The 26,045-nt window shown below is 34.8% G+C and carries 31 protein-coding genes; 21 read left to right on the top strand and 10 right to left on the bottom strand.

The features are described 5' to 3' along the window. Positions 1 to 169: 169 nt before the first annotated feature. The 7 genes from FNL60_RS01075 to FNL60_RS01045 form a co-directional block, all read right to left on the bottom strand. Entirely contained in the window at positions 170 to 502 is a 333-nt protein-coding gene (locus FNL60_RS01075) for a type II toxin-antitoxin system PemK/MazF family toxin (RefSeq protein WP_002265705.1), read from the bottom strand. Then, positions 496 to 741 (bottom strand): AbrB/MazE/SpoVT family DNA-binding domain-containing protein, encoded by a 246-nt coding sequence (locus FNL60_RS01070; protein ID WP_002262990.1) that lies wholly within the window; start codon positions 739 to 741, stop codon positions 496 to 498. Before FNL60_RS01070 ends, FNL60_RS01075 begins: the two co-directional genes overlap by 7 nt. A 567-nt stretch (positions 742 to 1,308) precedes the next feature. Next, positions 1,309 to 2,907, bottom strand: coding sequence for an Abi family protein (locus FNL60_RS01065; RefSeq protein ID WP_002280062.1), 1,599 nt, complete (start codon positions 2,905 to 2,907; stop codon positions 1,309 to 1,311). Between the two features lie 19 nt (positions 2,908 to 2,926). Further along, positions 2,927 to 4,834 (bottom strand): ATP-binding protein, encoded by a 1,908-nt coding sequence (locus FNL60_RS01060; RefSeq protein ID WP_002280063.1) that lies wholly within the window; start codon positions 4,832 to 4,834, stop codon positions 2,927 to 2,929. Further along, positions 4,831 to 6,018 (bottom strand): SIR2 family protein, encoded by a 1,188-nt coding sequence (locus FNL60_RS01055; protein ID WP_002280064.1) that lies wholly within the window; start codon positions 6,016 to 6,018, stop codon positions 4,831 to 4,833. Before FNL60_RS01055 ends, FNL60_RS01060 begins: the two co-directional genes overlap by 4 nt. A gap of 14 nt (positions 6,019 to 6,032) precedes the next feature. Continuing rightward, positions 6,033 to 7,253: an MvaI/BcnI family restriction endonuclease gene (locus FNL60_RS01050; protein ID WP_002280065.1), complete on the bottom strand. Its 1,221-nt coding sequence runs from the start codon at positions 7,251 to 7,253 to the stop codon at positions 6,033 to 6,035. Further along, positions 7,253 to 7,714: a helix-turn-helix domain-containing protein gene (locus FNL60_RS01045; RefSeq protein WP_002280066.1), complete on the bottom strand. Its 462-nt coding sequence runs from the start codon at positions 7,712 to 7,714 to the stop codon at positions 7,253 to 7,255. The genes FNL60_RS01050 and FNL60_RS01045 overlap by 1 nt, the downstream gene beginning before the upstream one ends. 188 nt (positions 7,715 to 7,902) lie before the next feature. Between FNL60_RS01045 and FNL60_RS01040 the strand changes: the two genes are divergently transcribed. Together FNL60_RS01040 and FNL60_RS01035 are read left to right on the top strand one after the other, a co-directional pair. After that, complete coding sequence (locus FNL60_RS01040; RefSeq protein WP_002280067.1) at positions 7,903 to 9,453, top strand: DNA cytosine methyltransferase; 1,551 nt, start codon at positions 7,903 to 7,905, stop codon at positions 9,451 to 9,453. An 87-nt stretch (positions 9,454 to 9,540) separates the two neighbouring features. Further along, complete coding sequence (locus FNL60_RS01035) at positions 9,541 to 9,903, top strand: hypothetical protein (protein WP_002280068.1); 363 nt, start codon at positions 9,541 to 9,543, stop codon at positions 9,901 to 9,903. Positions 9,904 to 9,922: 19 nt separating this feature from the next. Here FNL60_RS01035 and FNL60_RS01030 read toward each other — a convergent pair whose 3' ends face one another. The 3 genes from FNL60_RS01030 to FNL60_RS01020 all read right to left on the bottom strand — a co-directional run bounded on the left by FNL60_RS01030 (position 9,923) and on the right by FNL60_RS01020 (position 12,621). Beyond that, positions 9,923 to 10,774 carry an ImmA/IrrE family metallo-endopeptidase gene (locus tag FNL60_RS01030; RefSeq protein ID WP_002280069.1) on the bottom strand — a complete coding sequence of 284 codons (852 nt, stop codon included), beginning with the start codon at positions 10,772 to 10,774 and terminating at the stop codon, positions 9,923 to 9,925. A gap of 6 nt (positions 10,775 to 10,780) precedes the next feature. Then, the gene (locus FNL60_RS01025) at positions 10,781 to 11,143 is read right to left on the bottom strand and encodes a helix-turn-helix domain-containing protein (RefSeq protein WP_002280070.1); all 363 of its coding nucleotides are present in this window, start codon (positions 11,141 to 11,143) and stop codon (positions 10,781 to 10,783) included. Positions 11,144 to 11,907: 764 nt separating this feature from the next. Continuing rightward, positions 11,908 to 12,621, bottom strand: a complete 714-nt coding sequence (locus FNL60_RS01020) for a hypothetical protein (RefSeq protein WP_002280071.1) — start codon at positions 12,619 to 12,621, stop codon at positions 11,908 to 11,910. Positions 12,622 to 12,772: 151 nt separating this feature from the next. On the opposite strand from FNL60_RS01020, the gene FNL60_RS01015 reads away from it, so the two are divergent. The 19 genes from FNL60_RS01015 (at position 12,773) to FNL60_RS00925 (ending at position 26,042) form a co-directional block, all read left to right on the top strand. Next, positions 12,773 to 13,045 (top strand): type II toxin-antitoxin system RelB/DinJ family antitoxin, encoded by a 273-nt coding sequence (locus FNL60_RS01015; protein ID WP_002280072.1) that lies wholly within the window; start codon positions 12,773 to 12,775, stop codon positions 13,043 to 13,045. Continuing rightward, entirely contained in the window at positions 13,046 to 13,324 is a 279-nt protein-coding gene (locus FNL60_RS01010) for a type II toxin-antitoxin system YafQ family toxin (RefSeq protein ID WP_002280073.1), read from the top strand. It begins immediately after the preceding gene. 68 nt (positions 13,325 to 13,392) lie between these two features. Beyond that, on the top strand, positions 13,393 to 13,689 hold the full coding sequence (locus tag FNL60_RS01005; protein WP_231872042.1) for a hypothetical protein: 297 nt from the start codon (positions 13,393 to 13,395) through the stop codon (positions 13,687 to 13,689). Then, positions 13,686 to 13,913 (top strand): hypothetical protein, encoded by a 228-nt coding sequence (locus tag FNL60_RS10590; protein WP_002280075.1) that lies wholly within the window; start codon positions 13,686 to 13,688, stop codon positions 13,911 to 13,913. Before FNL60_RS01005 ends, FNL60_RS10590 begins: the two co-directional genes overlap by 4 nt. A 114-nt stretch (positions 13,914 to 14,027) precedes the next feature. Further along, positions 14,028 to 14,342: a hypothetical protein gene (locus FNL60_RS00995; protein WP_000406626.1), complete on the top strand. Its 315-nt coding sequence runs from the start codon at positions 14,028 to 14,030 to the stop codon at positions 14,340 to 14,342. A 22-nt stretch (positions 14,343 to 14,364) separates the two neighbouring features. Next, positions 14,365 to 14,775: a DUF961 family protein gene (locus tag FNL60_RS00990; RefSeq protein WP_002280076.1), complete on the top strand. Its 411-nt coding sequence runs from the start codon at positions 14,365 to 14,367 to the stop codon at positions 14,773 to 14,775. Between the two features lie 6 nt (positions 14,776 to 14,781). Continuing rightward, the gene (locus tag FNL60_RS00985; protein WP_002280077.1) at positions 14,782 to 16,440 is read left to right on the top strand and encodes an FtsK/SpoIIIE domain-containing protein; all 1,659 of its coding nucleotides are present in this window, start codon (positions 14,782 to 14,784) and stop codon (positions 16,438 to 16,440) included. Positions 16,441 to 16,703: 263 nt separating this feature from the next. Further along, the gene (locus FNL60_RS00980) at positions 16,704 to 16,970 is read left to right on the top strand and encodes a type II toxin-antitoxin system Phd/YefM family antitoxin (RefSeq protein ID WP_002270994.1); all 267 of its coding nucleotides are present in this window, start codon (positions 16,704 to 16,706) and stop codon (positions 16,968 to 16,970) included. Next, positions 16,963 to 17,217 carry a Txe/YoeB family addiction module toxin gene (locus tag FNL60_RS00975; RefSeq protein ID WP_002270995.1) on the top strand — a complete coding sequence of 85 codons (255 nt, stop codon included), beginning with the start codon at positions 16,963 to 16,965 and terminating at the stop codon, positions 17,215 to 17,217. Before FNL60_RS00980 ends, FNL60_RS00975 begins: the two co-directional genes overlap by 8 nt. A gap of 56 nt (positions 17,218 to 17,273) precedes the next feature. Beyond that, positions 17,274 to 18,506, top strand: a complete 1,233-nt coding sequence (locus FNL60_RS00970) for a replication initiation factor domain-containing protein (RefSeq protein ID WP_002280078.1) — start codon at positions 17,274 to 17,276, stop codon at positions 18,504 to 18,506. Next, complete coding sequence (locus FNL60_RS00965; protein ID WP_002280079.1) at positions 18,484 to 18,870, top strand: hypothetical protein; 387 nt, start codon at positions 18,484 to 18,486, stop codon at positions 18,868 to 18,870. The genes FNL60_RS00970 and FNL60_RS00965 overlap by 23 nt, the downstream gene beginning before the upstream one ends. A 19-nt stretch (positions 18,871 to 18,889) precedes the next feature. Beyond that, on the top strand, positions 18,890 to 19,126 hold the full coding sequence (locus FNL60_RS00960) for a hypothetical protein (protein ID WP_002280080.1): 237 nt from the start codon (positions 18,890 to 18,892) through the stop codon (positions 19,124 to 19,126). Next, entirely contained in the window at positions 19,123 to 19,677 is a 555-nt protein-coding gene (locus FNL60_RS00955) for a hypothetical protein (protein WP_002280081.1), read from the top strand. The genes FNL60_RS00960 and FNL60_RS00955 overlap by 4 nt, the downstream gene beginning before the upstream one ends. A 9-nt stretch (positions 19,678 to 19,686) precedes the next feature. Then, complete coding sequence (locus FNL60_RS00950) at positions 19,687 to 20,679, top strand: conjugal transfer protein (RefSeq protein WP_002280082.1); 993 nt, start codon at positions 19,687 to 19,689, stop codon at positions 20,677 to 20,679. Between the two features lie 16 nt (positions 20,680 to 20,695). Further along, complete coding sequence (locus FNL60_RS00945) at positions 20,696 to 20,923, top strand: hypothetical protein (protein WP_002280083.1); 228 nt, start codon at positions 20,696 to 20,698, stop codon at positions 20,921 to 20,923. A gap of 1 nt (position 20,924) precedes the next feature. Next, positions 20,925 to 21,341, top strand: coding sequence for a conjugal transfer protein (locus FNL60_RS00940; RefSeq protein WP_002271002.1), 417 nt, complete (start codon positions 20,925 to 20,927; stop codon positions 21,339 to 21,341). A 10-nt stretch (positions 21,342 to 21,351) separates the two neighbouring features. Next, positions 21,352 to 23,874 (top strand): ATP-binding protein, encoded by a 2,523-nt coding sequence (locus FNL60_RS00935; RefSeq protein WP_018110239.1) that lies wholly within the window; start codon positions 21,352 to 21,354, stop codon positions 23,872 to 23,874. Between the two features lie 12 nt (positions 23,875 to 23,886). Continuing rightward, entirely contained in the window at positions 23,887 to 25,818 is a 1,932-nt protein-coding gene (locus tag FNL60_RS00930) for a hypothetical protein (RefSeq protein WP_002280085.1), read from the top strand. Further along, positions 25,815 to 26,042 (top strand): hypothetical protein, encoded by a 228-nt coding sequence (locus FNL60_RS00925; RefSeq protein WP_002271005.1) that lies wholly within the window; start codon positions 25,815 to 25,817, stop codon positions 26,040 to 26,042. The genes FNL60_RS00930 and FNL60_RS00925 overlap by 4 nt, the downstream gene beginning before the upstream one ends. Positions 26,043 to 26,045: the final 3 nt, after the last annotated feature.

Here is a 26,045-nt window from a genome sequence, read left to right as displayed (position 1 = left end):
AGACAGAAAGTTAAGAGAATGAATTAGTAATCTTTTCAGACCCTAAAGAAGACTGATAATTCAAAGCGAGGTATAACTGTTTAGTGTTATAGCAAGTCTTAATAATGCATTTACAAATAAAATAAAAAAGATTTCAGTAGAAGTTTAACTGAAATCTTTTTTTAGCTCATTATCCTTTTTCAAATAGCACCTTGACCCTAGCTAAAAGTTCATCTAATAAGTCTTCCTGAATATCCTCCACATAACGATAATCTCTAGCATTAAAATCGATTGTAACCAGTTGGTCTAATAATACTTTCCCTGTGGATTCTGTTCCTTCTAGGGGAACATAAAAAGGGTAATCACGCTTGGTATTGCTAATTGGCGCAAAAATAGCAATATTAGAATACTTGGTTACGATACTATGGTTTAGACAAATGTACGGACGATACCCTTTTTGTTCATGTCCTTGTTTGGGATCCAAGTTAATTTTGATAATTGACCCTTGCTTGATGGTTACCATTGTTCATTTCCCACACTTTCAAATAGAGCTGGGGTAACATTGACAGGTTCACCTTGATAATCTTTAAACAGATCTTCTACAGTTAATTCAGGGATATTATTCACTTTTTCTAGGATAATTTTATTCCCTGATACCTTATAGTCTAAGACATCATTTGTTTGTAATTGTAATTCTTGTACCAATTGTTTTGGCAAACGAATAGCGGAGCTATTTCCCCATTTATTGATGACTAGTTGCATAATGCCACCTCCTATTTCTGTGTCTATTATATCACAGACGTATCATTTTGTATATACTTTTAATTTACTTCTCTAGTAAATCTTGGGTATTAGCTATAAATTTTATTTTATCGTACAAATCTTCTATCTCCTCTATCAATAAGTTTTTCAAGTTCACTACGCTTATAAGCCAATTCACAGTTACTATCCAAATCAACTTTGTCTTCTACAATCAATCGCTGGTTATAAAATCAGTAGCAATTAGCTGTGATTTTTGAAAATCAAAAAACACCCCATGGTGTGAACCATGGAGTGTTGTAAAGTCTGTATTGTAGCTGTTCTTAACGTTTTGAGAATTGTGATGCTTTACGAGCTTTCTTAAGACCTGGTTGGTGGAACTTACATCTCTTTAAATACTAAAAGCCTTTATTACTGCACTTTTATCATTATTTACTTTTTACTTTATATTGTATAATTTTAAATAATTTCACTTAAATAAGGTAAATTTTTCAATACTTCCAAAAAATAGAATACTGAGCTAGAGGTTATCTTATTGTGGAAGATGACTTTTTATTTTCCTCGTTGTTTTTAAAGATATTTCTCTATATTTGAATTCATATTTTCTCTGTGAATATCAGCTGCCATAAAAGCCATCATAGCCTCATTTGATAACACACGATATGCTGGTGGTGTACCTGTTTGTGAAAAAGTCGTGGTATCTCCAATATCAAATAGTTTTGGATAGAGCTCCTTTTCCAAGTCGGTTCTACTATCAATACTTTCATAATCTAAAAATTCTTTAGATTCTAAAAGGAAGTCACTATACCGTTTATTATCAAAAAGACTAATAAATCGATGATATATAAAGTTTAATTCAATCCATGCTTTTCTATAATGGTTTCCAAAGATAGGTTGCATTATCTGTATTGAGGTTTGTTCATCAACTGAAAAAATTATTTGATTCATTCGCTTAAGGGGCTCAAATAAGGCCCATTTTTTTATGTTTGTCCGCCCTTCTGGGTTATCAAATTCTAAATCCCAATTTGGATTATAATCTGGATTCATGAGTATAGGGAGTATAGGTCTTCCATGAGCCGCTGCGTTTCTTAACACTCTAAGGTCTCGTAAAATTTGTTTATGAATAACAATATCTCTAATCCAAGGAAAAATTGATTTTATACTATTTCCAGAAATATTTTGTTCTTCTTTAGAAAACCTGTCAAAAATAGTTAATAATCCTTCTAAACTGGTTAAATCCATCTGAGACATTAAATCATCTAGAGGAAAAATATCGGGATTAGTGATATAGTCATATTGGTCAGAATATGGAAGATATTTATATCGATTCTTTGCTCGCTTGTACTGTTCTTGTTTGGTTCTATCCGTTGAGTTTTTCCAATATAATACTACTTTTTCAGATATTTGTTCTCCTCCCAATTCTTGCGTGGAAATTCTGCTCATAAGAGATTTATAAGCATTTTCTATCCCTAAAATCCACTTAAGTATTTTTTCTCTAAAAACAATATCCACTTCATCAAGTTTTATTAAGTCTGAAATTTCGTAATGCTTCTGTTTGTCATCTGAAACACGATGAACTTTGAACAATATATTCTTATCAAGAAAAAGTCCATTAATAAGATATTCTAACATATTGGGCTGGAAACCTTTAAATTTTAAATACTCATATAAAACATCATCATCAGTTTTAAATATTGCTTCGTTGCTTCTATTAAGTGATTCTACAATATCCTGCAATTCCTCCTCAGAAGTTCCCTGCTCTTTTAATTCTTGAATGATAGCTGTTGAATCTGTCAGCTCCTTTTTTGCAAGTTCCGAATCTGGTATATCAATATTGAATAAAGTGAATTTTTCTCTAATTTGTTGAAGATATGGTTTAGAAGTTATTCTTTCTTTGAGAATCAAATTTTTTTCATTAAATTTCAGATTGTAAGCTTCTCTGATATTTTTATCTCGCAGAAGTACGCCTTTTCTTAAATCAAAACTCACTTCTTCGCTATATTCAATCTGTTCTTTTCCATTAACAATCTTTATCATATCAAGGCTTATTTCGAAAGGAATTTCCTCTCCTTTTTGACCGAAACTATCTGTTGATATAAAGCCATAATTACGATGAATTGAAATTATTTTTCCAATTCCCCATTTCTTCTTGTTTTTATTTTTCCCCATTCAACTATACCACCTTATTTTATTTATCCTTACTGACCTGCCATATTTTTAAAAGTTCACTGTTGGAACTATTTGGTGCTTCTTCTTTTGGAAGCTGAGCAATTTTAACTATTACAGGTAAATCAAATGAAACACCTGTAATGATTGCTTGACCCGCAGATAGATTTGGAATACTTGACTTTGAAATATAATCTAAAGATGTCATCGTTCTGTCTAGTAGCTTTAAATCATTATCATTTACCAATCGATGGATGAAATAGTTATGAATCTGCGAAACAATTGTCGGTGAGATATCAGAGGGTCTTTGACTAGCTATTGTAAGGTAATATCCAAATTTACGTCCTTCTTTTACAATCTCTTCGAAAACATCCAACCTGTAATCTTTCCATTTTTCAGATTCAATAGTTGAATTTTCCGAAAGAATATTATGTGCTTCGTCAATAATAAGATTAAATATACTATCCTGCTTAAATCTAGTTCTATGTATATCATAGCTAATTTTAGCTATTAACATTGGCAACAACATCTTTATATCTTTATTGACATTTTTTAACGAAATAACACTTATATTTTTTTCAATAAACATTTCTTGAAAGTTATCCTCTTGTAAATTGTCAATCTGAAGAACTTTATCAAAGTCACTGGAACGCGCCTCTATCCTATGAATAAGAGGTGAAATATGGTCGTACTGTATAGTATGGCGGGATAAATCAAAAATCATCTGAAAATAAGCTGCTAACCTTAATTGAATAATCGGATTTTGGAGTTTTTCTTTTGACCCTGATATCATAAACGTTTCTACCCGACCTTTAATATTTTCTATTTCCTGCTTTAACAATTCAGCTTTTTCATCGGCATTATAGTACCACTTATTGTTACTATTATTCCAACCATCTATGAATTGAACGCTATAATATGCATTTGCATTATTAGGATTAAAAACACTTAAATCAATCCATGTAGAAAAACTATCATATTTTATCCCTAAAACATCAAGCGCATATTTAAGCAAATCCAGAGATTCTTTTGACGGGGTACTATAAACCGTTCTAAAAGCTTTGCAAAGATATTCTGGTACATTTTCTTCAAAATTATTTTTTGAAAAATAATACTTTAATAATCTATTTAAAAAAGGTTGTTGAGTTTGTGCAGTCGCCCCAAATAAAATGGATAACATTTCTTTATCCCAAAATTTATTAGCAGGTATTGCAATTTTATCCCCTTCCGACTTTCGAGTATTTAGATTATAAACTTTCTTATCATCAGCTAATACTCTTTCCCCTGTATACTCTCCGTTGAAGTCGATAATTACAAATTTAGATTTTCCAAATGTTAGAACTCGCTTTTTATTTAAGTCAAATAAATTCTTATAAAGTCTAGTTAAGGTATTGGATTTGCCACTCCCAGTATTACCAAAAATTGCAATATGAGTATTAAAAATTGTTGTCCAATTAACTTTATAGGGGATACCTTCTGGCCATATTTCTCCTATAGTAAAATATGAATTTGGATTTGAAGGCGGCCTGTTATCTCCCGAACTTTCACCGCTTATTATAGCAGTAATTTGCTCATTTGGTAATAGAATAACATCATTAAATATTTGTGGGAAAGCTACCATTCCTGATATATATTTTTCACGAACAAAGCTTCCGATTACTTTTGCTTCCAATTCTCTAAAAAATCTATCTTTAGAAAACTCCTGAACTGTTGTATCCCGTAGAACATCCTGTGCATACTCTTTTTCAATTTTTACCACAATAATATAATGGCCACGTTTGATTCCAATATATGAACCAATCATAATACCCGAGTAACGTTTCCCATTAAAGAAATAGGTCATTTGTGATGAGTTATCAAATAATCGAATAACCACATTTGTTCCCCTAATTTCTCTTACAGTTCCCACTACATAACTTTCATTTGTCATTTATCACTTACCTTTCCATCAAATAATGAATTTAGATATGAAAAATTTCCTTGAATTTCATTACCATCTGGAGATGATCCGGACGGGAGATAGTCTATAATACTCCCTCCTAAATTTCCTAACCTTCTCTTTATTTGTTCCTTCGAATCTTCATTAAAAGCAATGACATAAATCTTAAGCTTAGGATTTACTATTGAACGACGTACAATCTCTAAGATATGTTCATCAGCAAACGAAAAACCAAAAACAATTAAAACACTATCGATTTTTTCCAATTCAAAACTTAGCATTCTCAATAATTGATAATAATGTTGTTGAAAAACAGTGTCTGAAAACTTTTCTTTTGTGGGATTTACTACTGGAAAGTTTTTATAGGATTCATAGAACGACTCCACTTTATCAGAGAATTTTTCATAGATTCGAGTTAATTCTTGACTAAGTTGCTCCTCATTTAAAGTTCCACACAGGATAGTTTCCTCGTATTTATCAGGAATTAATAAACTCTCTTCATTACTAAACCAGTTTGAATCATTCTCATTATTAAATTTATTTATTGATTTTATAACTTCACTACTTAAGTCACATAAATTGTCAAATTCTGAGTTTTTTAAATCTACTTCAATTTCATTGTCACTATTATGCCAAGTTACCGAACCGTGAATTTTTAATAAATTAATTGTAGGAATTTCCCTTTGAAAAGAATCACTCATTCCAGAATGAGATATCTTCAAGTGATAGTTTTCTGTCGAAATAAATTTTTTGAAAAAGCCCCTACTACCATCATTAAAATAGGTTAATCTATTTGCCTTACTTAGTTTATCAAATATCATTTCAAATAACGTGTCGTAATTCGATGTGAATATATTAACTCTTTTGGGTTTATCAAAACCTTCATTATTAAGAAAATCAATTAAGTTTTGAACAAATCGTTTATATTGATTATGCACTTCACTGTTTTTATCAAAATCAAGTATCTTTGTTTTACGTATCCAAAGCTCAAACCAAATAAAATAAAGAACTTTTCTTTGATTTTCGTCATAATTTTTTGAAGTCAATAATTCTTCAAAAGATTTTTCTATTGATTTCACCCACAATGTTGGAACTACTCCAAAAGAAGCTCCTGAACCTATTAAAAAGTTAACATTTTTGCCCTGAATATCTTTTAGAAATTGATCTGAATTCATCTTATTGCTCACTTTCAATCTTCAAGTTTAATTTTTTCTGTACTACCAAATAACAAACCTCTTTGCTTATTTTTTATCCGCCAAGCATTACCATGATTCTTTCCAGCATACTTCCCAGATGGTGTAGTATAGCCTCTCCAATCATAAGTAATTGCTCCTGATTTTATCAGAGAAAGAAAAGTCATAAACTGTGGTGAACGAGTTAATTCAGCTTCAACATATTTGAACTGTGCTACATCACCGTCCATCTTGGATTCAACTTTCACCCATAAGGTGGCTGGGTGTTTTTTATGTAATTCTTCCTCTAGTGCTTTAAATGTCCAAAATGCAGCTAAAATACTCTTGTTATTTTCTTGTTTTCTTAATTCAACAAGGTTGTCCCTATCATTAACCTCCAGATAGAACCCTTGATTGTTTTGAGGATTTTCTTCTGAACCTATTGTAATGTATAGACTCTTATATCCCAAATGCTTATCTGAGTCATAGCCATACAGACGAGCAAACGCCGATACCCTACTCCTATCATTCGGTTCAAATTCTGCTACAGGCGTTCCTTCGAAATTTGGACGTAAAGTAAATAGGGTATCTAGTGTTTTAGAGGATTTTGATTTTAACTCAATGATTCCTTCAAAATCAGCTTCTTGACTATTATTGGTTTGAATTCCCAAAAGTGATTCTAGGGTATCTCCAGCGTCTTTCGGTGCAACCTTACCTGCTCTCTTAGAATTATTATGAAAGCCTTGTCTTGCTATGGCTTTAATCTGTGGAATTAACCTATTTAGTGAATCTTCAACTTTATCTTGTCCAAACAGTTCTATAATAGTGCTATTTTGAGGAATACTATGGGTAACATTAAATAGTGTAAGTTCCTTTTGGTTATTTACAGTTATATAAATCAAGTCGTTTACATTGATTTTAGATGATTTAACGAACTTCTTTAAATCATATATCCAAAATCTTTCATCTCCTCTTTTATTAGCTTTATAGAAACTTATTTTTACTTCATGTTTATGGCCGTTCAACACAAAATTAGCTGTCAAATAAACTTTATCAGTCAAATTTCCAAAATCTAACAAGCCATTATCTAATAGCAAAATTCTTAAAAATCCGTTTGCGTCAATAATACTTTTATTTAGCATGGTTTGTGTCAATCTAATAACAGTATAATCATTTGAATTATACTTATGTATGTTATTGATAACCTCTAACTCATCATCATATGGGATAAATTGCATTATCTTTCTCCTCTCTTAAATAAATCAGCAAGCGGAACTTCCATTTCCTTAGCAAGGCTTTCTATTGTTGAAAAATATATATCTGAGTATTTACCATTTACAAGATTACTTATCGTAGATTCTCTTACTCCATTTGAATTACTTAGTGAAAATTGTTTCCAGCTTCGTAAATACAACTTTATATTCTGTATCAGTATATTTTGATAATCTTCTGTGGACTTTAAAGAAAAATCTGTGGAAACACTAATTTTATCTGTTCTAACCAAAAGCTCTGGAAAATTTATTGATAAAGCATTAGAGGCAGCTACCAATGTAGAAAGCTTAGGATTGTGCTTTGAATTAGAAGATAATAACTTATTGATTGTTTGTCTACTAAGACTAGCTTTATCAGCCAACTCATCTTGTGAAAAATCGCTTATATAAAGTAATCTTTCAATATTTTCTTTAATATAACTTTCCATACCTACTCTCCTCATTGTTCTCATTTATAGTACATCATTTACAAATTGTAAAATTCATTTTAGTTTACATTTTTACTGGTTTTTAAAATATTTTACGAATATAAAAACAGAAAAGCAGCAACACCTGGACTTTTCAACGAAATTCTGATATACTACTAAAGTAGTAAATACACAATTCGAGGTAAATTATGCCCTATGCAATAGACTTATTCTGTGGTGCTGGTGGATTCAGTGAAGGAATTCTACAAGCTGGATTTGATATTATCTTCTCTAGTGATAAAAGCCCCATGGTTGAAGAAACTTATACAAACCGACATAAACAACTAGGTTTAGTAGAAGGTATTGATACACACCTTGAACTTGCAGATATAAAAGAATTGACTTCTGACAAAATTTTTCAATCTATTAACTCGTTAAAATACGGAAATATTTTTGAAAGAGGAACTGTTGATGTCATTTTTGGCGGTCCTCCTTGTCAAGGGTTCAGCCGATTAGGAAAAAGAGACTCCAAAGACCCTAGAAATATGCTTTTTCATGAATATTTGCGTATCATTAGAGATGTTATGCCACGTTATGTTGTTATGGAAAATGTAACCGGTATTTTAGATATGCAGATGTTAGACTTTCCTAGCGTACTTGATGATAGAATTTACAAAGGACAAAACTTGGTTCAATCTATCCTTAAAAATGAGTTGGAAGAATTAGGATATACTTTACTTGATACGCAGGTTCTTAATGCAGCAAACTTTGGTGTCCCACAACAAAGAAATCGTGTTGTATTTCTAGCATATCGTGATGACGTAGCACCTATTCAATACCCAGAAAGTGATAATAACATTCCAAACGTTACTGTTTATGACGCTTTAGGAGACCTTTATGGTGGGGAATTTGGCTATGAAACAGATTATTCCCTACAAAGTCGACTGGGTAGGACTCCTAATACTGATGGTCACCCCATTACAAATGATAATCCGTTGAATATGGAAATCTCAAGACACGATGATATTGTCACACAGCGATTCTCACTATATCAACAAGGAGAAAATAGAGCTAAAGCCGTTAATAGAATCCAATTAGAAGGACTAGAATTAAAAAGGGACTATCCAAACCTATTTATTGAAAGTCTATTTCAAATCAATGGTAAAGCTAACCAGCTTCACATTATCAAGCAACTAAAAAAACAGGATTTGCTTCAAGAAAGTTTTAAATCCGAGAGATGGTTACAATTTACCAATCGTCAGCTTGGGTTATTATCAATGAATGATACGGATAACTCTGCTAAACAACATATTTTAAAATCATTAGCGCTTAGATTAAAAACTTCATTTGAGGAGGCTGAACTATTTTGGAATGAAATCAAGAACCAGTTGAATTCAGATATTACGGAAGATAAGTTTTCAAAAATGCTAAGAGATGGAGATTTAACTCCTGAAGCAATCGAAGCCATCTTTACTAAAAAGAGTATTCGAGTTCGTCTTGACCAAAATAGTGTCTCACCAACTATGGTAACATTACCAGATGACTATATCCACCCATTCTTTAACCGTGTTTTAACTGTTAGGGAAATGGCTCGGCTGCAATCTTTTGATGATAGTTTTGAATTTCTTGGGAAGCGTACCACTGGTGGAGATAAACGGGCAAAAGAGACACCACAATTTACTCAAGTAGGTAATGCTGTCCCACCATTACTGGCTAAGGCAATTGCTGAACAGGTGATGATTGCTCTAAACAATGATTAAAAAACTTTTTATATACTCCAAGTATTTCATTTTGAATTATTTCTGTAGCATTTTTCTAGTATAATATTATCAAAGGAGGTTTGGAAAATGAAAAAAATATTTAGTTTATTACTTCTAGGTATGGTTACTATATTTCTAATATCTTGTTCTAAACAAAATAGTCTTTATGGAAAATATTATGATATCTATGACGGTAAAGCTAAACTTATTTTAGAGTTTAATGAAAATGGTGGGAGATTCTACGAGAATGAAACCCGTGCTGTAACGAATATTGATACTAAAAATAAGACTTTTACATTTTCTGTTAACGGTCGTGACGTTGTTGTTACCTACGATTTAAAAGAAAATGGCACTTTAAAGTATGATACAGGTAGTTATTTTACTTCAGGTAATGAAAATATTGCATACAAAAAGGATAGTGAAGCCTATAAAAAGGCATTGAAAAAATGACTTAGAGATTTTCTCTAGGTCATTTTCTTGTTATTAAAAGGAGTTTCGCATGTCGTTTAGCTGCTACTTCTGTTAGTTGTTTAGGATTCCAAGCATAGCTAATAGATTGTCCCTTATCATACAGTCCCCAAATTTTGAATTTTGGATAACATTGTTTTACCAAAGAGATAAATTGAGTATCTGCTAACTCTGGTAAGTCAATATCTGAAACAAAGTTTGATTGATTCATCAGATAATGGAATATTTCTAGTGTACTAGGTTCAAATTCATTATAATCAGAGATAATATAGTCTTTCACTTGGTCAAAGTAACCGATAATGTGTTTGTTTTTTCTGGTTAGATAATCTTCTACAGTTTGTTTTGCAGATAGCCTATTCATGTCTAATTCAAAATTTAAAAAGTCTGTCAAACGAGTTTTGAGAGCTTGACCAGAAACTTGTAATGCTGTTTCTACCTCTTGAAAAGCCATTTGCTGGTAAAAAATCTTAGTTAGAAGCACAATATCAGGCATTAAGAGAAAAGCTGAGTAAAGATTAGCTTCCCTTTCTTGTAGAGAATCATCATGAAAATCAGTAAATACTCGCCTACTGTGGTGTAATAAGATGTGACCCAATTCGTGACATTTTGTGAAATTTTGACGATTGGTAGAATCGCTATCTTGATAGGAAATCGTTAAAACATCATCATTGATATTAAAACCTGCTATATCTATTCGGATATGATGAGGAATGACAAGTATATTTTTCTTGTTGACTTCATAATTGAAGTAATCCTGAAAAGTATAATGAAGAGGATGTACTTTATTTAATTTCATGAATGGATAAAGTGATTGCTTTACACGATTCCAAACATTGAAGTAAATTCTTTGCACGAAACATCAGTCTTTCTTTTCTTTATTCATAGCCTTAATGGCTTTTTCTCTCTCTAACAGAAATTTTCTTAAATCTTCTTCTAGTATTTTCCTCTCTTCATCAGATAAATTTTTAGAAGTTTTCCGATACAGAACTTCAAACGTTGATAAGTCAATCTCATCTGAATTTTTGTAATCAGATTTTCCCATTAAATAATCAATGGATACATTATAAAACTGCGCAAACTTTTCTAATGTTTCTGAAGACGGTTTTCTTCTTCCATTTTCCCATTGGGCATATGAGGGTTGCGATATATTTAAACTTTTAGCTACATCGCTTTGCGTTAGATTAGCTTCTAAACGCAGAGCTTTTAAGCGTTCGGGAAACATGTTTATACCTCTTTAAAAATTTTTAATTTTTTTACAAAAAACTCTTGACAATATAGTCACAAGACTATATAATATAAATATAGTCAGTTGACTATATGGCGATTTTGCTAGATTTACCTAAAAAGTGAACTTAACTTCAATAAAGAATAGACAAGGAAATTTAGCAAAATAGTTGAATTTGTCCTTTGAAAATTGAATAAAAAAGTGCGTCAGACAACCTCACTCAAGCTTAGCTGACCAACACACAATAATCATTTAGCAACTATTATTGTAACGGTTTTATCGCAAAAAGTCAAGAAGGTTGGAGTAGATGAACACAAAGATCTTTGGAGTTATCTCACGCACTCGACTTTTTGCCCCTCTTGACCGGATAACAAAGGGGAACTGCTGGCGCTGGTGGCGTCGGAAATGCTGACAGGTAAGATACGTTCTGCTGGGGTAAGCATAGGCGGTTAATCGTGGCTATAGTGTAGTGAGATGACTATAATAACAGAGATTAGTCAAGTACAGCTATAGGACGGTGATAACAACACTGAGTGTGCGATGATATGAGCATACCCTAAACAGGTATATTCCTGTTTAGAAGAGTAGAAAATAAAGTAAACTCTATAAGCTAGAAAGTGAGGTAACTAGTTTTGAACGAAGAATTACACTACTTCTCTACCAAAATTCAAACTAAAGCATTAAAGAAGAATCTATATATTCTTATCACTGGAAAATCAGGAGTGGGGCGAAGTTTTGTTGCTCCAAGCCCAAATAAGGTGTTACAACTGGGGTATTACATCTGAAAAACTAAATTGTTCATTTGTTAAATACGACCTTTCCAACAATTCTTTATCCTTCATTTGATATTGCTTTTTACAATGAAATAGATAATATAACTCATTTTGAAAGATGAAAAATAATTTATCAAATTCGCTTTTGAAAAAATTATCGTTTATCATGTATCTTGGGTCAATAATAAGAGCTTTAATTGTTTTATCATGATTTTTAAAAGCTTCTGATACTCTATGATTCCCGTCAATAAGAAGAAAACCAAATGTTCTGGCATTGTAAAAATGGGTTAATAAAATAGGTAGGACTTTAAGACTTCTATTATCTGTTTGTGAAATGGGTGTCCAAGTAACAAATTCCCTAGATTTTTCAAAATAAGTTAATGGGATTTCTGTGGCATTTTGCTTATTTTGTTCAGCTAGTTTGACAAGAGGTGCAACAGTAAAGTTGATAACTATAGTATTTTTGCCAAAGATAGTAGCTTTTTGGAAGGATTCTTCTGTTGTTACAGCATTTAGAATCTCATCTAACTTTTTATTTTTTTTAAGAATCTTTGAATCCGCATTTTTTAATTTTGTTTTCCACTGATTGAGATAATTTTTTTGTAAATTGAAATTATCGAACATTGGAAAGGTCTCGAAATTTTTCATTAAATCAACATAGTCGATAGTGTAAGGTAGCATACTCGAAAAATCAATAGGCATAGTCTTCTCCTTTACACTATTATCATACCATTTTCTACTCTTTTAAGCAGGAATCATCTGTTTAGACGAGTAGAAAACACTCAAACAAATACAAATGATTGACAATGTAAACTATATAGATTACAATAAATAATGAAAGGTGGTGGCATTTATGGCAACTGTTCCAACGCAAATTCGGATTGATGAAACTGTCAAAGCCCAAGCAACTTCATTATTTAATGACTTGGGGATGGATATGTCTAGTGCGGTCAATATTTTTCTTCGTCAATGTCTATTGCGTGGTGGACTTCCTTTCACGGTTGAAGTCCCCAATTATAGCCAAAAGACCTTAGAAGCTCTGGCAGAAGCTAAGCGTATTTCTCGTGATGAAACGGTCGCTTCTTATGGCAATCTAGCAGATTTAAAGAAGGCTCTGGAAGCTTAGATGTACCAAGTCAAGTTCACCTCTGCTTTTAAAAAGAGCTACAAACGGATTAAAAAGCGAGGCTTAGAGATGACACTCTTAGATGAAGTGATTGAAAAACTCCGCCTAGGACAGACACTAGAAGAAAAATACCGTGACCATGAACTCAAAGGAAACTTTGTTGGCTTTAGGGAATGCCACATCAAGCCAGATTGGCTCTTGATTTATCTGATTGAAGATGATATTTTGACATTGACTTTAGCTGATACAGGCAGTCATGCGGATTTGTTTAAGATGTGAAGACAGTTCTTTGTGAGCTGTCTTTTTTGTTTTCTACTCCTTTAAGCGGATGAATGATTAGCCTATCCATGTCCTTTCAAACGGACATTTCAAAAAATTGCCATTCTAAAGGAAAGCGAGAAAAAACGATGAATGATTATGAACAAAGTTTTCACCGTCTTTATGAGAACTTTGTTTTTTCTTTGAAAATCTATCCTGATAACCATTATCAAAAGGTCTTATGTTATCAAGTGCTAGAAAATATGGATAAGTTATTTCACAACTACCAAAAACTAGGCTTACCAACAGTTCAGTTAGTCCAATGGAAAACCCACTATAAATTTAAAGTTAAACATGATTACATTATGAATGGAGGTACAACATGAATTATTTTGAAAAACGATTCCAACAAATCTATGAGAAGTTTCTTTTCTCCCTTAAAATTTATCACACGAATCCTGCACACTGTGAAACGTGCTACCGAGACTGTCTGAATGAAATGGACAGTCTTTTTTTACGTCATAATACCCATGACCAATTTGCTAAACAGCTTTTGCATTGTAAAAAGACTTTTCAATTTAAAGTTAAAAAAGCTTATTTTGGAATGTGAGGAGGACGGTATGACCAGAGTAAGAGCACCCGCAGATTAGAAAAGATGAGTTGATTTTTTGACCTAGATAAGTCATAAAACGGTCTAAACAAAACAGAAATTGAGGTAAATCTAATGGAAATTACAAAAGTATTCGTCGACCAAAACCAAGTATTAGGAAATGAAGTCTTTGTCTCAGGTATGGAAGAAGTCCGTGCCAATGATTACAACCCTGTCTCTTATCGTATCTTTGAAATTTCAAGTCGAAAAGAGCCCTCTGCCTTCCTTATTGTAGAAGGGTTTAAAATGTCTGATGTCCCTGAAGGGCGTCAAAAAGTCGTCTTCCCACGTGGGATTGCCATTGAGCGCCGTAACTTCCGTTTTGGAGGCAAACGTAAACATGAAAATGTCATTGTTGCGGAAGAAATGCGTACAGTAAAGTCTAAATAAGAAATAGAATAGGAGAAACACTATGACTGTAAAATTTGCTGCTGATGTGATTGAAACTTTTGATACTGTAAAAACTCTTGGAACTCTAAATTTCCTTGAAGCTATTCCTTTTATGCACTGGGAAGACTATGTGGAAGAAGGAACTGGTGAAGAAAAGCGTCGTGAAACAGATAAGGTTGATTATGTAGATGTGAAACTCTACTCCTCTGCGGTCAATGGGGATATTACCGTAACGGTTCCACCTGAAGCAAAAGTGGCTCAAATGACCGCTGAAAAGAACTACAATGATGAAGTAACGCTTGTAGCTCCTACAGCTCGTTTCTGGTCAAATTCAGAAACTATTAACAATCGCCGTATCACCACAAGTGGGGTTAAACTACGGGCTAAAGATGTTGTGTTAGTGGGAAAGCCTGAACCTAAAAAGGAAGGATAAGCGCCTATGAAGTTGTTCACCTATCGGGGGATTCGTGTTCGGAAGTTTCATGAAAAAATCAAACGGCTAACCTTTGCTCTTTTTCTTCTGCCCTTTCTTCTTGGAGGGGGCATTTTCGCTTACCTGCACCGAGACCAGCTTCAAAATCAGGTTCAACGTGACCCGATAACATACGGGATTCTTTTTGGTGGAGGGTTATTAGGATTGCTGCTACTAGATGGCGTAGTGCAAGTGATTTGTTACCGAAAATTTCTTTTCTTTAGCCGTCTAGACAGTTTACGGATTCTTTCTCACTATTTGCTCGATAATAACTTGTATAAGGTCAAAAAGACCAAATCCAACAACCGTACAAGAGAACGGATTCTACTACCAAAAGTGTATTTGAAGCGTGACCATTTTAGTATCACAGTGTCATTGCGCCTTCAAGGTAGCCGATTTCAAGACCGTTTTATCGCCCTTGAAAAACCTCTTGAAATTATGTTTGACGGAGACTTTATGAATAAGCAATTCACCAAAGGCTACGTTTCTTACACTATTGCCATTGACCAATTTTCAGGTCGCTTATCTATCTTTGATGTTAAGATGACTGAAAAAGGGATTTATCTGATGAAAGATGTCTATTGGGATTTCAATAAACATCCACACTTGCTGATTGGTGGTGGAACGGGTGGTGGTAAAACGGTTCTCTTGATGATTCTGATTTGGGTTTTAGCTCAAATTGGTTATGTGGAAATCCTTGACCCGAAACGCTCTGACTTTGTCGGATTGAAAAATATTCCTGTCTTTAAAGGTCGGGTTTACTGGGATAAAAAAGAAATGTTAGCTTGTTTAAAGCGTGCTGAGCAGGAAATGGATAAACGTTATGATTACATGACCAGTCGCCCTGATTATCAGGCAGGGAAAAAGTATTATGCTTATGGGCTAAAACCTCGTTTTATCGTCATTGATGAGTTGGCAGCCTTAGCTGCTAAATTAGAGCGAGATTATCAATCATCTGGAGACTTTATCGAATACCTAACCGAATTGATTTTGAAAGGTCGCCAATCTGGGGTAATCATGATTGTTGCTATGCAACGTCCTGATGGGGAATATCTCAAAACCTCTTTACGTGACCAATTTATGAAACGAATTTCTGTTGGTCACTTAGAAGATACTGGTAATAAAATGATGTTTGGAGACGCTAACGCTAATAAAGTCTTCAAAAAGATTGATGAAATTGACGGTGAGGAAGTTTCCGGTCGTGGTTATATTGCAAACGGTGGAGAAGTAGCTAGGGAATTTTACTCTCCTCTTGTACCACTAGATGACGGCTTTTCTTTCTTTGAAGAATATAAAAAGCTACCCGTCTTGAATGACCCGTTATTAGAGACACTAGAAACTACGCCCACTTCATCATCTGACTTACCCGTTGAACAAGCAGAATCGTCCCTACTTCCTCTGAATGACTTCGCCAAGGAAGCAAACATCCCAATTTCAACCTTACGAAATCTTGTGAAATACATAGAAAAACAGGACTATACATTCATCAGAGAGGACAACCGTATTCTGTTAGATGAAGCAGATAGGGCCTTATTGGAGGAAATTGTGACGGAGAAAGAACAGACTGACTTGCCTTATAAGCAAGTTGTCCTTCAATACTTTGAAACACCTCCTGAGCCAGCGTAGGCACGAAGGTCAAGGTCAGGGCAAGGCCCGTCCGACCTGCCCGACCGAGCTGACAAGCGGGCGTTTTGGGGTGTGCCTTAGGCACGCCCCAAAAGGGCTTAACCTCCCGATACTAATAGGGGGGTTAAAACTAACACAAGTCCTTAAAAGGCTGTTCTTATCCCAATGACTAGCTTAGCTAGTATGAACACAAAAAAGCAAATACTTGTACAATATTTTGTCAAGTGTTATAATAAGGATAGTATTAAAGTGAGGTAAAGTAAATGGAAGCTGTAGTCTATTCAAATTTCAGAAACAACTTAAAGAATTATATGAAAAAAGTCAATGATGAATATGAACCTCTAATGGTTGTCAATAAAAACCCTGATGAGAATATTGTGGTCTTATCTAAGGAAAACTGGGATAGTATTCAAGAAACCATCCGCCTAATGAATAACGATTATCTTTCAGACAAGGTTCTATCAGGGATGGAACAAGTTAAACAAAAGAAAGTCGTTCAACGCCAATTATTAGAGGTGGAAGATGTTTAACTTTACAGAACAAGCTTGGAAAGATTATGTTTCTTGGCAACAAGAAGATAAAAAGATACTCAAACGTATCAATCGTTTAATTGAGGATATCAAACGAAATCCTTTTGAAGGGATTGGAAAACCAGAGCCATTAAAATATCGTTATTCGGGTGCTTGGTCTCGTAGAATTACAGATGAACACCGATTAGTCTATCTGGTTGAAGAAGATGAAATTTATTTCTTATCCTTTCGAGACCATTATAAATAAGAGCAATCAATTATCCATTGGTTGCTTTTTTGTTTGCTGAAAGGAGATTGTGATTAGTGTTAGCCAACACAGATTTAAAGCGTATCAGGCTTGAGTTAGGATTTACCCAGCGAAAAATGGCAGCTATGATTGGTTATAGTTACTACAACTACCGAAACATTGAACAAGGTCAACGAAAAATGACGAAGGAATTTGAAAAGGCACTCTTTCACTTTCTGAATCGCAAATCAGAAACCAAGTTAGAAAGCACGGTAGACTGGTTAAAAATTCGGTTCAAAACACTTGATTTTAAAGCAGTTATTACACATGTTCTAAAATTAAAACCAGCTGATTTCTTTCACGAAGAAAAAAGCTTCTACAGCTATTCAGACATGGTGACCTATGGTTCTATTCGAGTGCTTTATTCCCATTCTGAAAAAAAGGCAGAAGCTGGAACGCTGATTGATTTAACAGGAGGAGGTTGTCGTGAGCTTGAACTGTTATTAAAGAAACAAAACCGAGATTGGTTTTCTTTTCTCCATGATGTCTTTCTCTTTGCGGAACAAGAACGAAAAGATAGACTTTTAGAAGACTTTTTAGCTTTTCCACGCTTCGATATTGCCCTTGATGAATTATATAAACCGTCAGGAAATCTTGACTTATTTGATATTAAAAATCGAATCTTTGACAATAAAATCATCATGCGTAAGCTCCGCACTTTTGCTGCTATTGAAGGCTTAAAAAAGGTCGAAAATTGCTTTGTTAATCAAGGGCTAACATTGAACTTCGGAAGCCGTCAATCCAGTCTCATGATTCGCTTTTATCAAAAGGATTATGAACAAGCGCTCTTAAAAGATGTGTCTGTTAACTATATCCATGAAGCCTATAACTATAAAAACCGTTATGAGATTGAATTACACGATACCAAGGCTTTTGATATTTTAAAAGAATGGTATACACTGGAAACAGACTTGACCAAAATAGGCGCTCGGATTTTAAATAACTATTTTGAAGTGAAAGATTGGAACGGTAACTATGATAGTGAATGGGATAACCTGCTTGGCACACAAGCGGGGTTTAAATTTGTCACACGTCCTCGTCAAATTAACTACGCAAGGACAAAACATTGGGTCACAAAGCAAGTCTCTAGTGCTTTGAAGTTGATGAAGATAGCAGATATTGTTTTTCAAACAGATGAGCTTTCAGAGATTATTTCTGAAGCTTATTTAAGTAATAACCATACCAAACTAGCAGAAGAAATCTGCGAACGAAATGGAGTTGATTTTGATGTTATTGTCGGACAGATATAAACCTATCAATATTCCTGATAAATTCAATCGCCCTCTTCAAACAAAGACCTTCCCAGTCGGCTATGAAGAGCTTTACTTATCATTTTATGATATAGAATTAGTTAAAGATTGGATAGACTATTGGGGACTGCTATATCATCAGCCTAAGAAAGATTCTGAATTAAAATATGCGGAACAATTTAGAAATCAATCCTTTAAAGATGAGAATCACCGACAAAATACGATTAAAAAGGCAGCTAGGCAAGAAGCTAGACAGCCTTTTTTTGATGAATTAACAACAAAACCGCTAAAAAAGATGAGTAAAAACGCTCGCTGGGTGGCAGAAATGCTAGTACAGACGGGCTACGCTCAATTGGTACTATAAAAATGAAAGGAAAACTCGAATGGAATATAAAGTTGAATTAAATAGTCTGGATAATTTCAAGGCTTGGTCAGGCGCACGCAATACACTAGCCACTGTTCGTGAACGAGGTGATATGGATAGACTAACTTCACTTGGTGAAGATATTTTTTCAGGAAGTATTCCCACAGAAACAGAAATCAATGATTGGCTTTGGTTTGATTCTGATAATATCTATCGATTCCTTGGCTATCATGATTTGGTAGAAGATGACGTATGAAGGTTGTAAAGAAAATTTACGAGGGAATCTCCTGCTTTCCTGATAAAAACGAATTCTGGAATCTCTACATTGTCCTAATGAAGGAAAGAGAGTTTTTCTTAGACGCTTTTGCACGGGAAACTGCTAACCTTGATTACCCCGTCCACTACCAACACGCTTATTTCACACTGGATGGTCAAGTGTTAGACTTCAATCAACACATGACGACACAACTTGTCACTCTTTTTAGACAACTTATATTAGAAAATCAAACAACATTTATGGAGGAACTGATAATGGCAACACAAAATACACTCGAAAAGAAAGTTAGAGCGGTCTCATTGGAGTTAGGAGAACTGATGAAAGCTCATAATGATAAAGAAGCTTGGACAAAAGCTGGTGAATTAAACGGTCTCCTCAAAAAAGAAGAAGCTAAGCAAGTCCCAGAAACGCTTGTTGAAAGCCTCCGCTCTGAACTGCGCGGTTATTATTATGTCAATGGGGAAATCAATAAACTTCATAAACAACTTTATGCCAAAGGAAATAAATTGGTTGAACTAGCCAATCAATAAGGAGAAATCATGGATAAATTGAAACTTATTTTACGTCAAACAAAAGCTTATTTAGGACGTTTTTCTAAGCGCCCTAAAAAGAAAGGAAAGCCTAAACTAACCATTGCAAACAAAAAAACAGTCAATCTTGCCGTTCTATCAGGATTGGCTTTTATTTTACTTGTGGGGCTATTAGGAAGCATTCGGGCTATGACTATGTCCGGTCAAGTTAAAAACCTTGAAAAAGCCGTTTCTTCTAACAAATCCGCTTCTTCTACTTCTTCTGCTACAACAACAATTGATAATCGCTTGCAGTATTATCTGAATGACTTTGTTAATTGCTATTTTACCGTTCCTAATGATTCAGACGGTCAAACAAGGCAAGCAAAACAACTGAATAGCTTCTACGGTTCAGAACCTGATATTCAAGCACAAGGTCAAGTCAAAAATCCTAGTCAATTGAGCTGGTCACGCTTACTAACGATTACAGACAATATAGCCACTTATGAAGTACATTACAAACAAACCGTAAAAAATGGTAATAAAACAGAAGAAAAAGAAATCATAACAGGTTTTAATATTCCTTATGCTAAAACAAAAACGGGCTACTATGTTACCGGCTTACCTTGGTTTTCTAGCCTATCTACCAGTCAAGCAGATAAGAAAAGCATAAATACAGAAGTCAAACTCAATCAATCAGATAGGCTTTCAGAGAAAACAAAGAAGAAACTGGATAAATTTCTCAATGTTTTCTTTACGAACTATACGACTGACCAAGACGACTTGGACTTAGTGGCTCATAATGTAACGGTTGTAAAAAATACCACTTTTAAGACCTTGGATTTTAGTTACTACAAAGCAACCGATAAAGTAGTTATTGCCTATGTTCAGGTGACGTTTGAAGTCGCAGGCTCTACACATGCTGAAAACTTTACCTTGACCTTATCAGAAAAAGGCAAGTCTTATTATGTAGAGAAAGTCAGTCATACAATTCCTGCTAATTACGCAGATACAAAAGAATAAAAGGAGATTTTAATCTATGAGTTCATCTAATTTACAAACATGGCTACAAGGAGATGGCTTCTGGTTCATTACCTTTGGAGCGATTATTCTTATCATTTTAGCTTGGAGAAACAGCTCTTGGGGGCGTCTGTTTTCAACCCTTATTTTCTATACTGTTAATGCGTCTTTAACAGGGGGTGGAAAACAGTTGCTTCATGTCCTTGGCTGGTTCCTTCGTCTCTTTGGTATTGAAACGGGGTTATGATATGGAAGAAGAACGACTGTATGATTATGCTAGAGGAATAAACGCTCCCTACTGGATTCAAGAAGTCAAAACACAAAAAGGGAAACGCATTTGGTATTTTGCAACGCCTATGCAACTTTCCTTTTTTGTGGTCTTTGCTCTCGTCTTGATTTTAATGTTGACAGTATTTAACTCAATTCTTCTTCCGTTGAACAAATTAACACATTCCATTTCGCTCTATCTTTACTGGTATATCCCTTATAAACTCGCCAAATTTTATACAGAATATGAACCACAAGGAAAGAAAATGCACGTTTTCTTATGGGATTATATCTGCTATCTTATAGATTTTCGCCTCAATCGAAAAGCGATTTATCATGAAGATAGAATGAAAATGATGGATGAAGAAGAAATCGTTTTTGAAAAAACAGATTTATAAAGGAGGTCTAATGGTTCTAAAACTAGTCTATCCTATCCTTAAAACACAGGATAATATAGCTTTAACAACAGAGAAAACAGTGATGAGTTTTTATCGTATTCCCAATACTCCCATCACTATTACAGATAAAATAAAGAAACAAAAACACAAACTAACAACCGCTCAACTGATAAAAAAGCTGGTTAAAAACAAGTCCTTTGAAGTCTCTTTGATTCCAAAGGACTATTTACTAGAAGAAAAGATGAAAGACTTTTCTCATGCCTTGTCTTCCGATAGCCAAGCACTGGGTAAGGAACTGTTGCAGTATTCGACCGACAAATTGACACAAGAAATGGAAATTCCCTATCAGTTTGACTGGTTGATTGGTGTCACCCTTTTAAAAGATGACCAAAATACCACCGTTCAGGATATGGCGGTTGAGCGCTTCTCTGAAGTCTCTGAAATGATTGCCAATAGTGTGGGCTTTCAATATGAGATTCCTGAAGATTGGGCGCAAGATTATCTAGTTAGTGAAGCGACCGTCTATCAAACCCTTTCTGCTCTTCGGGCACAACGCTTGACCAATGAAGAGCTCTTTTACTATCAACGCATGCAGTACTTGCGCTATATTCCTCATCTAAAGCAAGAAGTCACAGCTAATCGGGCACTCTTTAATGTGACAGATACGGTCTTAAGACCAATGACTGGGGGCTTTATGAAGTTAGACAGTTCCTATGGTTCTTCTTTTCTTACCATTCTTCCTATAGCCAAAACTCCAACTATCTTTAATGGCTTTCATCTGGGAGAATTTACCCAACGCTTTAACTTTCCTGTAGAACTACGGATAAAAGCAGAATTTATTGAAAAGAACTCTCTCAAAGGTCGTATGGCACGTTCTAATATTCGTTACCGCAACATTATGAATGAAGCAGAAAGTACCGATACCGTCCAACAAGATGAAATTATTCTGGGGGCAATGTCTTTAAAAGACCTCATGAAAAAGGTAGGCGGAAAAGAAGAAGTCATTGAATATGGCGCTTACCTCATTGTTTCTGCTTCTAGCTTGTCCCAACTACGACGTCGCCGTCAGGTGGTCTTAAGTTACTTTGAGGATATGCACGTAGAAGTCAGTGAAGCCAGCCACGATACACCCTATCTCTTCCAGTCTCTCCTCTATGGTCAACCGCTTGAAAATAAGACCAGAACGTGGACACACTATGTCACTCCAAGAGGCTTTGCGGAGTTAATGCCCTTTACCAATACCTCTTCGGGAAACCATATTGGCTGGCATATAGGGCGAGTAGATAATTGGACAGGACGTTGGGAAAGTATTGAAAAGGCACAAGAAGCGTCTAAAAATATGGTACTTTTTAATGCGACTGTAGGAAATAAAGAAGGAATTGCAGGAAAACTCACGAAAAATCCACACATTTTGATTACTGGAGCAACGGGTGAAGGAAAATCCTTTCTAGCAGAACTTATCTTTCTTCTAACTTCTCTTCAAAATGTGAAATGCTTGTATGTTGACCCTAAACGCTCTATTCGTAAACATTTTGAAGCCATTGTCAACAACCCAAATTTTGAAAAGCAGTTTCCACTTCTGGCTGAACATATCAAACAGATAAACTTTGTCACCTTAGATAGTAAGGTGAAATCCAATCATGGGGCTCTTGACCCAATTGTCATGCTGGATAAAGATGACGCTGTTTCGGTTTCAAAGAATATGCTCAATTACCTCATTTTCTCTAATAAGCGAATTAAGGTTACCATGAAACAAATGACGGCTATTTCTAGAGCGATTAACAAAGTGGTGGCTCAAAGACAAGCGGGAGAAACCGTTGGGTTAAAACACGTTCTCAAAGAGCTCACTAATAGTCAGGATAGCACTATCTTTGAAGTAGGAGACTATTTGACTTCAATTGTTGAAAATTCGATTTTAGAATTAGCATTTTCTGATGGGAATGTGGAAGGATTGTCTTACGATAAACGAGTAACTGTTTTAGAAGTAGCTGACTTATCTCTACCGGATAATAAAGATAATAAACAAGATGTTACACCAGAAGATAAGGAAATCAATTCTACGGCTCTGATGTTTGCCTTGGGAGCTTTCTGTACACGGTTTGGTGAGTTAAACCGTTATGAGGATACGATTGAATTTTTTGATGAAGCGTGGGTTCTAATGAAGTCAGCAGAAGGACGAGCTGTTATCCAATCCATGCGCCGTGTTGGACGCTTCTTTAATAATGTCCTTTGTCTGATTACCCAATCCGTCCATGACGCCGAAGGAGATGACGATACCACAGGATTTGGGACACTCTTTGCCTTTAGAGAAGACAATGAACTTCCCGATATTTTAGAACATGTTGGCCTAACGGCTAATGAAGAAAATCTGGAATGGATAAAGAATATGATTTCAGGTCAATGCCTCTATAAAGATGTTTATGGCAATCTCAATATGATTTCCATTTATAACATTTTTGATAGTATTGACCCACTTCTAAAACCAATGAAAGCTACGGTTTCTTCCAATCTTGAAAATAAATACGCATCTTAAGGAGGTGAGCTTGTGCAAGAAGCATTTGAAAAATTAAAAGGTATGGATATTTTTTCTTTAAAATCCTACATGATGAAAACTGGTTTTGGAGATTTTAGCGGTGTTTGGGTGATGTTCAACGAAATCTTTGTCAACTTCCCCTTTTTTCTCCTCAACCTTATTGTTGGTTTCTTCTCCTTGATGATTCGGATTTTAGAAAATGTCCGTCTTTACGACACCTACAAGCAATATGTTTTTAATGGAGCTCAAACCATTTGGCGAGGCTTTACAGGGGCTACTTCTGGTGTGGCTCAATCATCATTAGTCTTTCTGATTCTCCTTTGCTTGGCTTTTTATCTCTTTTATCAGTTCCTCATTTCTAAAGGCAATTTCTCTCGAAAATTGCTTCATGTCCTTCTGGTTCTCTTTTTAGGCTTTGGTTGGTTTGGGACAGTTGCTGGAACTTCTGGTGGATTGTATTTGCTCAATACAGTAGACAATGTCGCTAGTACTACGATTCATCACATTTCCAATGTCTCCGTCTTCTACGGAAAAAATCAATCTTTAAAAATAGGGTCTTCTGTAGCTGATTCTTATATCGTAGAAACCTCTTATAAAGCCTATCTCTTTGTCAATACAGGACAAGAAAACGGGAAATACAAAGACCGTCAAACAGGAAAAGAAGAACCATTTGATGATTCAAAGGTTCTAGGAAGTTTGGATAAATCAGGCAAGTTTAAAGCAGTTTCTACCGCTGATAGGAATAAATATTTAGAAATAGGAAATGGAGCAGGTGATGATAATGAACATAACCGTTGGGTATCGGCTATTCCTGACTATATTCCTGTTAAGTTCTTCTATATCCTTTTTAAAATGGTAGAAGCAATTGTCATTGCCATTCCTATTGTTTTAATTCAATTGCTCAATGTCCTTGCACAAGCCCTTGTCCTTATCATGATTCTTCTTTTCCCTATTGCCCTTTTGGTTTCCTTTATTCCCAAAATGCAAGATATTCTCTTTGGTGTTTTCAAAGTCATGTTTGGAGGGCTTACTTTCCCAGCTATTACAAGTTTGTTGACTTTAGCTTTGCTTTACCTCGAAAAAATCATTGAAGGATTAGTAAATAGTGGCTTTAATAATGTTATTGGTGATTTCTCCTCTTTATCCACTTTTAGCGCTCTCTTTAAACTGATGGTTTCTGTTTTTGCCAAAGCTGTGATTTATTGGTTGCTTTGGAAACATAAGGGAGAATTAATTGAACTATTATTGGGTTCACGAGCAAAGATTGCGTTTGATGAGATAGATACTAAGGTCAAAGAAACCGTTTCAAATGGACAAGAGGGTATGAAGCAACTACCTGCAAAAGCGACTAATGCCTTTGAAATGGCTCAAAAATCAGGAAACTTTTTCCTTGCTGGAGCAGGATTTGGGGCTGGACTCTTTGTGAATGCTGGTAAACAGATGAAAACTCTTTTTTCAAATCCACATCCAACTTCAGAAAGAACAGAAAGTTCAACACCTTCAGAAAATGACAAGGAGGAAACACCCGCTACTTCTTCCTTTGAAGAAATAGGCGCTCCCGACGAGGTAACAACACCGTTTCAAGAGCCAGATATGCCAATGGAGACTTTTGAATCTGCTATTCAGGAAGAAGACACAAGCGTTCAACCTTTTGACACAGAACCTTCTCCGCTAATAGATACAAGGCAAAGCAGAGAACAGGAAGAGTTTGAAGAACGCCGTCACAATCGCCTCTCTTGGAGACAAAAATATCACATCAATAAACTTGAAAAGGAATTAGAACCTTATAAAGATGATGAAGCACTATACCAAGCGCAAGGTTCAAATGCCTTTATCAGGAACTATCGTAAAACCTTTCCAAAAGACGATAAATTAAAAGTCAATATCAACCGTAAACATCAGATAATAGAGGAATTAGCACGATTGAGAGGAGGAAAGGAATGATGAATACACGCATTTATTCTAAAAGAGGTTTTGAACAGACGGTGAACAATGCGGTTGCCCTTGCCTATGAAAGGAGAAAGCCTTCTATTGACTTTCTCCTTTTATTTTCAGTAAAAGAGGCTGAGAAAGAGCAATTGTTGGCAACTATCAAAGAAAATCCTCTTATTTTGACGGCTCAATGGCGATTTGAAACGGTGATGATGACAGTCTATGTGAAAATTTAGGAG

The organism is Streptococcus mutans, from assembly GCF_006739205.1.
In the GTDB taxonomy this organism is placed as follows: Bacteria; Bacillota; Bacilli; order Lactobacillales; family Streptococcaceae; genus Streptococcus; species Streptococcus mutans.
Note: the sequence above shows the minus strand (reverse complement) of the source record. Positions and strands in the feature narration are given on the sequence as shown.